This window comes from Nostoc punctiforme PCC 73102 (assembly GCF_000020025.1).
Taxonomy (GTDB): Bacteria; Cyanobacteriota; Cyanobacteriia; order Cyanobacteriales; family Nostocaceae; genus Nostoc; species Nostoc punctiforme.
The window spans coordinates 6,627,085-6,640,458 of sequence record NC_010628.1; the positions used below are offsets into that span (position 1 = coordinate 6,627,085).

7 protein-coding genes are annotated in these 13,374 nt (G+C 42.4%); 6 read left to right on the plus strand and 1 reads right to left on the minus strand.

Going from position 1 to position 13,374, the window contains the following annotated elements; genetic code table 11:
• Window positions 1-14: 14 nt before the first annotated feature.
• From NPUN_RS43650 to NPUN_RS27125, 3 genes are all read left to right on the plus strand, one after another.
• Complete coding sequence (locus NPUN_RS43650; RefSeq protein ID WP_012411623.1) at window positions 15-3,722, plus strand: ATP-binding protein; 3,708 nt, start codon at window positions 15-17, stop codon at window positions 3,720-3,722.
• On the plus strand, window positions 3,719-5,554 hold the full coding sequence (locus NPUN_RS27120; RefSeq protein ID WP_012411624.1) for a two-component system response regulator: 1,836 nt from the start codon (window positions 3,719-3,721) through the stop codon (window positions 5,552-5,554). The genes NPUN_RS43650 and NPUN_RS27120 overlap by 4 nt, the downstream gene beginning before the upstream one ends.
• 272 nt (window positions 5,555-5,826) lie before the next feature.
• On the plus strand, window positions 5,827-7,215 hold the full coding sequence (locus NPUN_RS27125; protein WP_012411625.1) for a hybrid sensor histidine kinase/response regulator: 1,389 nt from the start codon (window positions 5,827-5,829) through the stop codon (window positions 7,213-7,215).
• Between the two features lie 314 nt (window positions 7,216-7,529).
• On the opposite strand, the gene NPUN_RS42135 is transcribed toward NPUN_RS27125, so the two are convergent.
• Window positions 7,530-7,667, minus strand: coding sequence for a hypothetical protein (locus NPUN_RS42135; protein ID WP_167315664.1), 138 nt, complete (start codon window positions 7,665-7,667; stop codon window positions 7,530-7,532).
• Between the two features lie 161 nt (window positions 7,668-7,828).
• On the opposite strand from NPUN_RS42135, the gene ldpA reads away from it, so the two are divergent.
• The 3 genes from ldpA (at window position 7,829) to NPUN_RS27140 (ending at window position 13,238) form a co-directional block, all read left to right on the plus strand.
• Window positions 7,829-9,049, plus strand: coding sequence for a circadian clock protein LdpA (gene ldpA / locus NPUN_RS27130; RefSeq protein ID WP_012411626.1), 1,221 nt, complete (start codon window positions 7,829-7,831; stop codon window positions 9,047-9,049).
• A gap of 156 nt (window positions 9,050-9,205) precedes the next feature.
• A complete protein-coding gene (locus NPUN_RS27135) occupies window positions 9,206-10,939 on the plus strand; it encodes a R3H domain-containing nucleic acid-binding protein (RefSeq protein WP_012411627.1) in 1,734 nt (577 codons plus the stop codon).
• Window positions 10,940-11,345: 406 nt separating this feature from the next.
• Window positions 11,346-13,238: an ABC transporter ATP-binding protein gene (locus NPUN_RS27140; protein ID WP_012411628.1), complete on the plus strand. Its 1,893-nt coding sequence runs from the start codon at window positions 11,346-11,348 to the stop codon at window positions 13,236-13,238.
• Window positions 13,239-13,374: the final 136 nt, after the last annotated feature.

Sequence of the window (13,374 nt, forward strand, 5' to 3'; positions counted from 1 at the left end):
AAAATTAAACAACAATGTTATCCAAACTTCAGTCCGTCAAATCTCTTAATTGCTTAGTTGGCAGAGTTTACGCCAGGATGCCCCTAAAGTATGTTCTGATTGTCCCCTTTATATTGCAAATTTGCGGGGCAGTGGCACTTGTGGGCTATCTTTCGTATCAAAACGGACAAAAGGCGGTAAGAGAGCTTGCTAGTCAATTAGAAAATGAAATCTGCGATCGCATTGAACAGCATCTTAATAACTATTTAACAACTCCGAAGCAAATAAATCAAATTAACTTAGATGCGGTTGAGCTAGGGATGCTCAACCTGTCTGACTTTAAAACTACCGGAAATTACTTTTGGAAACAAATGCAGGTTTTCAATGTTGGCTACAACAGCTTTGCCAACCCCAAAGGGGAATTTATCGGTATTGAACGTTTAGATAATGGCAAGCTGTTGGTTAATGAAGTTAGTCAGCAGCATGGTATTGGGAAACTTTATATTTATGATTCAGACTTGAAGGGAAATCGTCGTCAGCTTCAGCAAGTTAAAGATTACGATCCTCGTGTAGAAGCGTGGTATGCAGATGCAGTCAAGGCAGGCAAACCAGTTTGGAGTCAAATTTATCAATGGGAAGATAAACCAGAAGTTTTATCTATATCTTCCAGCTATCCTGTTTACAATAAAAATCATCAGCTTATTGGGGTGATTAGTGTTGATTTAATCTTGTCACAAATCAGCAACTTTTTAACGAAATTAAACACCGAACAATCGGGTAAAACTTTTATTTTAGAGCGTTCTGGGTTAATAGTGGCTTCTTCTACCGAACCACCATATACCATCATTAATGGTCAAATAAAACGTCGCTCGGCATTAGAAAGTCGAAACTCTTTAATTAGGCTCACAACCCAGTCTTTGATCGAACGCTTTGGCAGTCTTGGGTTTGTTGTGGGGAAGCAACAGCTAATTTTTAGCGCCGATGGAATGCGTTATTTTGTACAAGTAAAAAGTTGGAAGGATGAACTGGGTTTAGATTGGCTAATCGTGGCGGTGATTCCTGAAGGCGAATTTATGGAGCAAATTAATGAGAACACTCGCATTACCGTTTTGCTGTGCATAGTTGCTTTTTTAGTAGCTACAAGAATCGGGATTTTAACTGCTCGCTGGGTAATTAAGCCGATTTTACAATTAAACACATCAGCGAAGAAAATTGCTCAAGGTGAATGGGAGCAAACCCCAGAAATTCAGCGCTCCGATGAATTGGGGGAACTAGCCGAGTCATTTGAAACTATGGCAAAGCAACTGCAAGCATCCTTCAGTGTTTTGGAGGCAAAGAATGCTCAAATGCAAGTTTTAAATGAAGCTTTATCTGAAAGTCAGAGTCGGCTAACTCAATTTTTAGAAGCTATGCCAGTGGGTGTATTTATTATAGATGCTGAAGGTAAACCTTATTACATAAATCATATTGGGCAGCAAATTCTTGATCGAGGAGCGATGTCTAAGGACAAGCCCTTCTCTACGAGAGGCTGCGCCAACGGGTTCGGGGGGTCGCAAGACGCTCGAGGACTCGCTAACGCTACGCTAACGACGGGAACCGCCAAGACTGCGACCCCCTCACCGCTACGCGTCTACGCAGAAGTGAGCGGCGAACAATTGTCAGAGGTATATCAAGCTTACCTTGCCGGCACAGATCGACTTTACCCCAGCGATCGCCTACCAATTTTGAGAGCATTGCTTGGGGAAAGTACCAGGATTGATGATATGGAAGTTCGCCATATTGACAAGATTATTCCCATTGAAGTTTTGGGCAAGCCCATCTATGATGAATCGGGAAATTTGACTTTTGCGATGGCTACCTTTTTTGATATCACCCAACGCAAACAAGCAGAAAACTTATTAGCAGAATATAATCGCACCTTAGAAGCTCAAGTCAAAAAACGTACTGAAGAGTTCCAGCAAGTGATTGAGCAACTGCAAGCCACCCAAGAAGAACTAATTCAATCACAAAAAATCGCTGCCCAAGAACAGCAAGCAGCCGTTCGCGAAGCAGCGCGAAGCGCCGCCGCCAACCTCGCCAAAAGCGAATTCCTTGCGAACATGAGCCACGAACTGCGTACTCCACTCAACGCCATTCTTGGTTTCACCCAAGTTATGAGCCAAGATTATTCGCTATCTAGCGAACATCAAGAAAATTTGGCAATTATTAATCGTGCTGGCGAACATCTACTTAACTTAATTAACGACATTCTAGAAATGTCTAAAATCGAAGCTGGGAGAATCACATTAAATCGCAGTAGCTTTGACTTAATTCATCTATTGAATAACTTAGAAGAGATGCTGTATTTGCGTGCTGCATCTAAAAGCTTACAACTAGTATTTGAGTATGCACACGACATTCCTCAGTACATAGAAACCGATGAAAATAAACTATTTCAAGTCTTGCTCAACCTCTTGGGGAATGCCATCAAATTTACTGATATTGGCGGAGTAACTCTACGGCTGAGATGGGAGCAGGAAGAGGAAAATCTTTCTTATAACCCTCGCCTCTTTTTCGAGGTACAAGACACTGGTTGCGGTATTACTCCACAAGAAATTGGCTTGCTGTTTGAGGCTTTTGAGCAAACCGAAATCGGTAGAAAATCTCAACAGGGAACAGGACTAGGTTTAGCAATTAGCCGTAAATACGTGCAACTGATGGGGGGAGACATTACAGTCAGCAGTACTCCTGGTATGGGTAGTACATTTGCCTTTGATATTCAAATTGGTTTAGCTTGTCCGAGGGAAATGCCGATAAACCAAATTAAATCTCAAATTCTATCTTTAGCGCCGACTGAAAAAGCATACCGCATCTTAGTGGTTGATGATGCTAAAGAAAGCCGTTTACTGCTAGTTAAAATTCTGACATCTCTGGGCTTTGAAGTCAGGGAAGCTACAGATGGTGTGGAAGCAGTTAGTAATTGGGAATCTTGGCAACCACACTTAATTTTTATGGATATGCGAATGCCGATCATGGACGGCTACGAAGCTACAAGAATAATTAAAGGTAAACAAGTAGGGTATGAGACAGCCAATAGATTGCGGAGGTTCCCAAAATTTAAACAACTGACATCATCGGGGAGTCAGTACTTTAACGGTGGGTTAAGCAATTCAGGTGACTATGAGGTTCTCAAAACTGTATACAAAGCCTCTCCCACGCCAGAAGTAGCTGGTGTCATGGAACACAATCGTGATGCTTCTGGTGCGGCTATTTTGCGATCGCCAAAAGCCCTAGCTCCCTGTTTCGACTTGCTGGAGACGGGGCAGGGTTGTTTGAATAAACACACGATCGTTATTGCCCTAACTGCTAGCGCCTTTGAAGAAGAACGTCAGAAAATTTTATCTATTGGCTGTGATGATTTTATTCGCAAGCCATTCACACAGGAAGTATTATTGGAAAAACTGAGCCAACATCTGGGTGTAAAGTATACCAATCAAGTAGAAAAGCCAAATACAGCAGTTGCCGAGCAAGCTACACAGATATTTGTCAGTTTTGCTGAACTCCTGAGTCATTTATCACAAATGTCACCTGAGTGGCTGCAAAAGATCCACTATGCCGCAGCCAGCTGTAGCGATGAACTGATTTTAGAGTTAATCAAGCAAATTTCCTCAGATAATGTTCAGGTATCGCAAGTTCTCAGGGATTTAGCAAATAACTACCAGTTTGAGAAAATTATGGAATTGACTAGAACGAACGTAGAATGAATTACGAGCATTTAGACCCTAATAAAAAAGATATTTTGATCGTTGACGATATGGCGGACAACCTGCGGGTTTTATCCTCAATATTGGCAAGGGAAGGGTATAACGTTCGTAAAGCCTTGAACTGGCAAATGGCACTGACAGCAACTCAAACAGTATTGCCGGATCTGATTTTGCTCGATATTATGATGCCAGAAGTAGATGGCTATGAAATTTGTCAGGCATTTAAAGCTTGGGAGCTAACAGCCGATATTCCGGTGATTTTTATTAGCGCTTTAGATGATGTTTTTGACAAAGTTAAAGCCTTTAGGGTAGGTGGTGTAGACTACATCACCAAACCTTTTGAGTTTCAAGAAGTTTTAGTGCGTGTAAAAAATCAACTGGCATTGAGGTCAGCGCGATTAGAAATATTGAAACTAAATGTGGAACTGGAACATCGGGTAACACAGCGAACCGAGGAGCTAGAAAAAGCTCTCCAAAAACTTCAAAAAGAAATCAATTCCCGCCAAAAACTACAAAGTAAACTATTAGATATAGCGCTGCATGATTCGCTGACTGGATTACCAAATCGAGTGTTGTTTATGAGAAGACTAGACAATGCTCTAAATCGAGCAAAACAAGAATCTAGTTATCAGTTTGCAGTACTTTTTTTAGACTGCGATCGCTTCAAAGTTGTCAACGATTCTCTTGGTCATCTGGTGGGAGATGAATTGCTGATTTCTATCGCTCGTCGCCTGCAAGCGTGTCTCATACCTATTGATACTCTAGCACGATTGGGTGGTGATGAATTTGGAATTCTCTTAGAAAAGATTACGGATATCAATATAGCAATCCAAGTTGCCGATAGGATTCTGCAACAGCTATCACTTGCTTTTAAACTATCAAGATATGAAGTCTTTATGAATGCCAGTATTGGCATTAGTTGGGGCAATAAAGATTACGATCGCCCAGAGTATTTGCTGCGGGATGCTGATACGGCAATGTATCGGGCTAAGGCTCAAGGAAGAGCTAAATATCATGTTTTCAATCCAGCGATGCATCAGGAAGCTATTCAGCTTTTAGAATTAGAGAATGATCTCCGAAGGGCTGTTGAAAGGCAAGAATTCCTCGTTTATTATCAGCCAATTGTTTCTTTAATTACAGGTAAAATTTCTGGATTTGAAGCATTGGTGCGCTGGCAACATCCAACTCGTGGTCTAGTTTCTCCTACAGAATTTATTCCTGTAGCAGAAGAAACAGGTTTGATTAATGCCATCAATACTTGGGTATTACAGTCAGCTTGTCATCAACTAAGCATCTGGCAACATCAGCCAGTGACACCAGAACCTCTAACGATTAGTGTCAATTTGAGTGCTAGGTTATTTTTACAACCCAATTTTGTAGAACAAATTGACCGAATTATTTATGAAACTAAAATAAATCCTACATATTTAGAATTAGAAATAACAGAAAGTGTAATTATGGAAAATACTAATGCAATTAAGATAATTTTTCAACAACTAAAACAGCGAAGTATAAAGTTGGTTATGGATGACTTTGGTACAGGATATTCTTCTTTAAGTTACCTGCACAGCTTTCCTTTAAATGCACTCAAAATTGATAAATCTTTTGTCAAACGTATGCAGGATAATAAAGAAAATATGGGGCTAGTACCAGCAATGATTGGCATTGCCAATTCAATGGGCATGAGTGCGATCGCTGAAGGTGTCGAAACAGAAGAACAATTAGCCCAGTTGAGAAGCCTAAATTGTAATTTCGCTCAAGGATTTCTGTTTTCTGAACCCATAGAACAACAATTGGTTATTAAGTTGCTTGCCGTAGCACCTCAATGGTAGCTATCCACTAAGCACTTGAGAAGAATTTCATTGTTGATGTTCGTCGGCTAGATTATCTGTGTGGGCTATCTAGATAAGCTGCTCTAAGCAGGCTATCAGGTTCACTAAGCTCATAAATGGCTAATAGCTTTGGTAGTTTATAAAACTCTCTAGCCACTGTAGGAGCTAAACTATAAATATAAGTATTTTGGTGAAATTGATCAAAAAATCAGGATAATTTCAAATAAGCATTTACTATCCTCAATCATTACAAGCATAGCTTTTGATACATAATGCATTTCAATCAAACTAACCATCATAAAAAAAATATTTTGGTGGTCGATGATACCCCAGATAATTTGAGGCTTTTATCGGCAATGTTGACTGCACAAGGTTTTGAAGTTCGCAAAGCTTTAAACGGTAAAATGGCACTCACTGCATGTCAAATGGTTTTGCCGGATGTGATTTTGCTGGATATCAATATGCCAGGGATGGATGGCTATCAAGTTTGTCAACAACTGAAGGCTGACGATAAAACTTGTGAAGTCCCAGTGATTTTTATCAGCGCCCTGGATGATGTTGTAGATAAAGTAAAAGCTTTTGATGTTGGTGGTGTAGATTATATTGCCAAACCTTTTCATGGGGCAGAGGTTGTGTTGCGAATTGAAAATCAGATTAATTTACGTTTGCTCCAAGTTAGACTGCAAGAAAAAAACTTTTTATTACAAGAAGCTCTTGATAACTTAAAATCTGCTCAAGTTCAACAGATTCAGAACGAAAAGATGGTGGCGCTGGGGCAGTTAGTGGCTGGGCTGGCTCATGAAATTAATAATCCCATCAGTTTTATTTATGGTAATCTCCAATATGCTGGTCAATATGTGCAAGACCTAGTAAATCTAATTGAAGTTTATCAACAGGAATATCCTAAACCTACGCCAAAAATTCAGCAAATATCCCAAGATGTAGACCTAAATTTTATGATTAAGGATCTACAAAACCTCATAGGTGCAATGTATAGAGGCTCCGATCGCATTCGGGAAATTGTGCTGGCGCTACAACACTTTTCTCGTCATGACGAAGCAGAGATGAAGCGGGTAAATATCCATGAAGATATCGAAAACACTTTGGTGATGTTACAATATCGACTCAGGGAAGCAGCAGACCGTCCCGCAATTATTGTAGTGAAAGATTATGGTAACTTGCCCCTAGTTACTTGTTATGCGAGTGAACTAAACCAAGTATTTATGCATTTATTGAATAATGCTATCGATGCAATAGAAGAGAAAGTGGGGAATCAATCTTTTAATCCTTATTCCCTAATACCACTTGACGGGAGTCGCTCTACGTGGGAGGACACGCCAGTTCCTGCACTTGGAGAAACCTCAAAACCGCAGTGGCTCTTCCCTACTCCCCAGATTAGGATTCACACAGAGGTGACAGACTTAAATACGATCAAAATTGCGATCGCAGATAATGGTCCTGGTATAGAAGAGTCGTTGCGATCGCGTTTATTTGACCCATTTTTTACCACAAAACCTGTGGGCAAAGGTAGTGGGCTAGGATTATCTATTAGCTATCAAATTATCGTCCAAAAACACCGAGGAAATATTACCTGCACTTCTTCTGTTGGGCAAGGAGCAGAGTTTGCGATCGAAATTCCCATTGGGCAACCTGAGCATTAGCCAACAGCAAACTCGGTAAATTGTCTTTTGAAGAGGGAATGAAAAGCTAATACAATATAGGAATCCGCTTTGATTTTTGTATCCCTCACGGGAGCGTAGCCATATTTACTTGCGTGGGAAGGCAAGAGGCAAGGGCAATAGGCAATAGGAAAGAAGGCTTTTTGAGTTGTACGGAGTTTTTTCACGCAATCAAATATGAGTGATATATCTTGTTTAGCAATCCTGTGAATTGGAAAGTGTTATTAAAGATAGCGCGGAATCGGCGATCGCTTTCTTGCAATTTGGCAGTGCGTTCTTGTACTTTGGCTTCTAACTCAGTGTTGAGGATTTGGAGGTTGTGATAAAGTTCGGCTTGTTGAATAACGATCGTCCCGTCCTAGGAAGCGTCGATACAAAGCTCTATCTTCAGCAGAGTCTTCTACAAAAAATACAGTTATTGCATTGACTGTCATGTATCTCAGCTCCTCAGGAAGCTGCGGGAGTAGGAGAGAAGAATGAATACTCAGTAATAGCCAATACCCAATCCCCCATTCCCAATCTCTAATTCAGGAAATCCGGACTTTTTCTTGATTACAGACTACTATTTTTAGCCCCATAAACGCATAATAGAATAGTGAGCGATCTGTTCGTCCCTTTACAATCTCTCAAACAAGGTGACTGGTTCAAGCTCATCTGCGGAGCTAGCTTCCAGCATTTGCCGGCAGTCAGAAATTTAACGTTAGCCTATACTTTGGCGGGCGCTGACTGCATAGATGTTGCAGCTGATCCAGCAGTGATTGCAGCAGCGCAAGCAGGGCTACAAGTAGCTAAAACTCTAGCTAAAGATGCCCAAAAGCGAGGCTTTGACTACAAAGGCAACTTACCCTTTTTAATGGTCAGCCTGAACGATGGAGAAGACCCCCATTTTCGCAAAGCAGAATTTAATCCTACTGAGTGTTCTAGAGACTGTCCTAGACCCTGTGAACGGATTTGTCCGGCACAAGCAATCGTGTTTGACAGTATCAAAGATGACTTTTCGGGAGTAGTATCCGAAAAGTGTTATGGCTGCGGTCGTTGCATCCCAATTTGTCCTTATGGTATAATTTATACAGCTTCATACGTGGCACCGCCAGGAGCGATCGCGCCATTAGTAATGTCAACAGGAGTAGATGCCGTAGAAATCCATACACAAGTAGGGCGGTTGGCAGAATTTCAGCGATTGTGGCAGGCAATTTCACCGTGGGCCGATCAATTAAAGGTACTAGCCATCAGCTGTCCCGATGGCGAGGGGATGACTGATTACCTAAGAGCAGTGTATGACCTGATTTCCCCACTCAAAAGTGCTTTAATTTGGCAAACCGACGGTCGTTCTATGAGTGGCGATATTGGCGATGGCACTACAATAGCCGCAGTGAGATTAGGGCAGAAAGTTTTGGCAGCGAAATTACCGGGATATGTGCAGTTAGCAGGCGGCACAAATAGCTATACCGTTGCTAAGTTAAAGGCAGTGGGACTGTTAAACAGTGCTGAGTTCCGAGTTATGAGTGCTGAGGAACACTGTATTACTCAGCACGGGCTAAACCTTAGCTATCCGCTAACAGCACAGGCTAAACGCCCCGCTACCACTAACAGCACTCAGCACTCCCACATCGCCGGGGTCGCCTACGGTAGCTACGCCCGTGTACTGCTGTCACCAATTCTCGAAAAGTTAGAGAATAAGGAGGTAAGTAACACCAATATGAAGACGACTGTTTGCCTAGAAGAAGATGAAGTATTACTTTGGCAAGCTGTAGAACTTGCTCATTCTCTCGTTTCCCAGATCAAGTCATCTCAGAGAAGGGAGAGTGAGCATTAATTAAGCATAATTACTAAGTACAAAAGGATACTGTAATTTATGTTTAATTTATGTTTGTATAGTCAAGGTAGGAGGTTTGAGCATTGAATGAGCGCTTGAGAACAGTTAGAAGCTGAAAGTATCTGATTTACTGTTGTTTCCGTCACCATAGAAAGCATGACGATTACAGACGATCTCCAAAAGTTATTAGACATTTTGCCCCAAGACCTGCAACAAGTACTAGAGAGTCATCCCAAACGAGATAGTTTAGTAGAAGTGGTCTTGGATTTGGGTCGTCGCCCAGAGGCTCGCTTTCCTAATCAAGCTGAGTATCTGAGCGAAATACCCGTTACTCAAGAACAGATAGATGATTGCATTCAACGAGTCGGAATTTTTGGCGGAGATAATCGAGCAGGAATTGAGCAAACTTTGCATCGGATCAGCGCGATCCGCAACCGTACTGGTAAGATTATTGGCTTGACCTGTCGCGTTGGTCGGGCGGTATTCGGAACCATTGGCATGATCCGCGATTTGGTAGAGACTGGTAAATCGATTCTCATGCTCGGTCGTCCAGGCGTGGGCAAAACTACTGCCTTACGAGAAATTGCCCGTGTATTGGCAGACGATCTGCATAAGCGAGTGGTGATTATTGACACCTCCAACGAAATCGCTGGAGATGGTGATGTTGCCCACCCCGCCATTGGTCGCGCTCGGCGGATGCAAGTGGCTCATCCAGAACAACAGCATCAGGTGATGATTGAGGCAGTGGAAAACCACATGCCAGAAGTCATTGTCATTGATGAAATTGGCACGGAACTAGAAGCTTTAGCGGCTCGTACTATTGCTGAACGGGGCGTACAGTTGGTAGGTACTGCCCACGGGAATCAGATCGAAAATCTGATTAAAAACCCTACCCTGGCTGATTTAGTTGGGGGTATCCAAGCTGTGACTTTGGGAGATGACGAAGCCAGACGGCGAGGCTCTCAAAAGACTGTTTTGGAGCGGAAAGCCCCTCCTACCTTTGAAATTGCTGTGGAAATGTTGGAACGCCAACGCTGGGTAGTACACGAAAGCGTTGCTGACACAGTAGATAATCTGCTGCGCGGTCGTCAGGCTACCCCACAAACGAGAACCGTTGATGACCAAGGCAAAGTTGCAGTTACAAGGCAATTAGCTGTTGTTAACGGTCGCGGTGGACAGTTAGGGACAGTGGAAGAATCTTTCCCACCGGCACGAGCGTCTAATGGCTGGCGTTCTTCTGGACAAATGGTTGCACTGCCACAATTGCCTGTAGAACGGGTGACTGGACGTAGTGAGTTTGATCGATTGCTGGATGAATCTTTCAATTATTCTGAGAGCATTGATTTAGATGCTGCAACTAGACAGCCAGGGCCCAATGGTGAAGATTTGCCACTGCACGTTTACCCTTATGGCGTTAGCCGCCATCAACTAGAACAGGTAATTAGCGTGCTAACTTTACCCGTGGTATTGACAAAAGATATAGATAGTGCTGATGCAATTTTAGCACTGCGATCGCACGTCAAGAACCACGCCAAATTACGCCAAATGGCGAAAGCTCGTCATGTACCCATTCACATGATTAAGTCCAGCACCATTCCGCAAATTACCCGTGGCTTGCGGCGGTTGCTGAACATGGACGACCCAGAAATGACCGATGACCTCGAGCTGCAACTGTTTTTGCACAGTGGTAGCGATGATGAGATGGATGCCTTGGAAGAAGCTAGACTTGCTGTTGAGCAAATTGTGATTCCTAAAGGACAGCCAGTGGAGTTATTACCGCGTTCTCCCCAAGTCCGCAAAATGCAACATGAGTTGGTAGAACATTATCGCCTCAAATCGCATAGTTTTGGCGAAGAACCAAATAGAAGATTGCGGATTTATCCGGCGTAACTTCTACCCCTAACCCCTCTTCGCAGTGCAAAGAGGGGTAAAGGAACAAACCGCAAAGAACGCAAAGAGCGCAAAGGAAGTAAATATTTCAGCAATGCCAAAAAACCCGGTCATGAAGACCAGGTTTTTGTGGGGCCATATTTCCCCAAGGCTAGTTATAGAAGTTATTTATAAATCAGTGTTCTGCTAATTACTACCAAACTTAGATTATCAATTTCGGAAAATTATCGCTCAATTATCAAAATTTTCTCTCACTCACGTGTGCGATGCTTGGGTTGGGCTAGACCTACGCTCATATCTGCTATTAGCTTGATATCAGTGCGTAGGGGCATTGCTCTCTACTGATTGAAATTTAGATTACAACGTCTGTCTGAGAATTTTGCTATTATTTGCTACTTTAAAATATATGCAAATAATTGAAATTTCTCCATTCCAAGCATTTCGCCGGAGTGTGACGACGGTAATGCAAGTAGTTCCAAAGGAGCTACGCTATGTGGCAATTTTGACATTACTGGGTGGTGCAGGCCCAGCGATCGCCATTTGGCTCAATAAGATAATTATTGATGAAATTACCCGTTTATTGAGTACGGGAACAACGCAGAATGCGATCGCTCTGATTCTTTCTCAACCTGTGCTACTCTCCAGTATTGCAGGTTCATTGCTGGTGAATTTGGTAAGTGATGCGATCGCTAACATCAATAGTTTTGTATATACTTCCCTGCGCGATCGGATTACAGGCTTTATCCAAGGGCAAGTAATTGAGAAGGTTGCCACTTTTGAAGATATTGCCCTGTTTGAAACACCTGACTTACTCAATTTGTTGCAGTTGACCGAAAAGGGAATGCAACGACTTCCAGAGCTTTGTATCAGGTTGGTAACGATGTTAGAGGGAATTTTTATCTTCATTCCAGCCATACTGCTTTCGGTGTCCCTTGCTTGGTGGATACCACTAATTTTGTTTAGCTGCGTTACTCCTGCTATGTATGTAGAAAGGAAATATCGTAAGCAAGTTTGGAGGGTAGAAAAAACCCAAGCCAGTCTTCTTCGAGAAATGAACTTATATAAAACGGTTTTAACTGGAGAGACATACGCCAAAGAAATACGCTTGTTTAGTTTGCAGCCTTTACTACTAGAACGTTGGTATGGACTTTATCGCACCATTTTTAGAGCAATGGAACAGATCCGTCGTCGGGGGACAACGGCGGTTATTAGTTGGTCTTTACTCAGTGGCTTAGGCTTTGCGTTGCCATATTTATACGTAGTTCAGGGAGTGCTAGATAGAACCCATACTTTAGGGGATTTGGCGCTTTACACTGGGGTAATTTTAGAAGTGCGTCGAAGTTTGGATAATTTGATGTCTGGCGGGTCAGAGTTGTATGATATTGCACTGGCAACAACGCCCATTTTCCAACTTTTGGAATTAGAGCCGCAATTATCCAGTTCTCAATCAAAGTCATGGGGAAAAATCAGGGAATCGGCTGCTAACAATCAGAACTTTCAAAGAAATGGAAATCGGGAAAGTTTATCGGGTGAAGCATTACAGACAGGTATTGACATCAAAAATCTATCCTTTACCTATCCAAATAGCGAGCGCCCCATCCTGAAAAATATCAACCTGAAAATTCACCCCAACGAGATGATTGTATTGGTGGGTGAAAATGGTGCTGGTAAGACGACTTTAACAAAGCTATTGTGTCGGCTCTATGACCCTAGCCAGGGTGCGATTATTTGGAATGGGGAGGATTTGCGATCGCTCCCGTTAGAAGATTTGCGATCACGGATTGATGTAGTTATGCAAGATTATGCACGTTTTCCGACTACCGTGCGCGAAAATGTTGCCTTTGGCAATTTACCTAAAATGCAGGATGACGAAGCGATTAAGGAAGCGATCGCTGAGGCTGGTTTGGCGAAAGTAATTGAGAAGCTAGATGGTGGTTTGGAAACCCTCTTAGGCAAACAGCTAGAGGGTGGTATTGATTTATCAGGGGGACAATGGCAGAGATTAGCGATCGCTCGTGCTTTGTTGCGACTGTCTCCAGCCGAATTACTCATACTTGATGAGCCAACAGCAAATCTTGACCCCAAAACAGAACATGAGATTTACAACATTTTGCGTACTCTAGCGAAGGGGAGAATAGCCGTTGTAGTTAGCCATCGCCTCGCCTTAGCAAAACTAGCAGACCGAGTAGTAGTACTAGAACACGGTCAAATTATCGAAGTAGGCACTCATGATGAACTCATCGCACTCGGCGGACAGTATCATTTGATGTTTACTCGTCAAGCTAGTAGTTACAACTAAGTAGGGGGATAAGGGAGCAGAGGGAAAGGATTAAGAAGATTTTACCCTATATCCTCCTTTCTTTTAATGCTGTATTTTATACTTTTTAAGTTTTATAGCAGTAATTTCACCTGCTATATTACAAAAATCTATAGAT

Excerpts from the sequence above, each read along its gene's own strand:
- NPUN_RS27135 (WP_012411627.1), top strand. The coding sequence starts at position 9,206 with ATGACGATTACAGACGATCTCCAAAAGTTATTAGACATTTTGCCCCAA.
- NPUN_RS27125 (WP_012411625.1), top strand. The coding sequence starts at position 5,827 with ATGCATTTCAATCAAACTAACCATCATAAAAAAAATATTTTGGTGGTC.
- NPUN_RS42135 (WP_167315664.1), bottom strand. The coding sequence starts at position 7,667 with ATGACAGTCAATGCAATAACTGTATTTTTTGTAGAAGACTCTGCTGAA.
- NPUN_RS27120 (WP_012411624.1), top strand. The coding sequence starts at position 3,719 with ATGAATTACGAGCATTTAGACCCTAATAAAAAAGATATTTTGATCGTT.
- NPUN_RS43650 (WP_012411623.1), top strand. The coding sequence starts at position 15 with ATGTTATCCAAACTTCAGTCCGTCAAATCTCTTAATTGCTTAGTTGGC.
- NPUN_RS27140 (WP_012411628.1), top strand. The coding sequence starts at position 11,346 with ATGCAAATAATTGAAATTTCTCCATTCCAAGCATTTCGCCGGAGTGTG.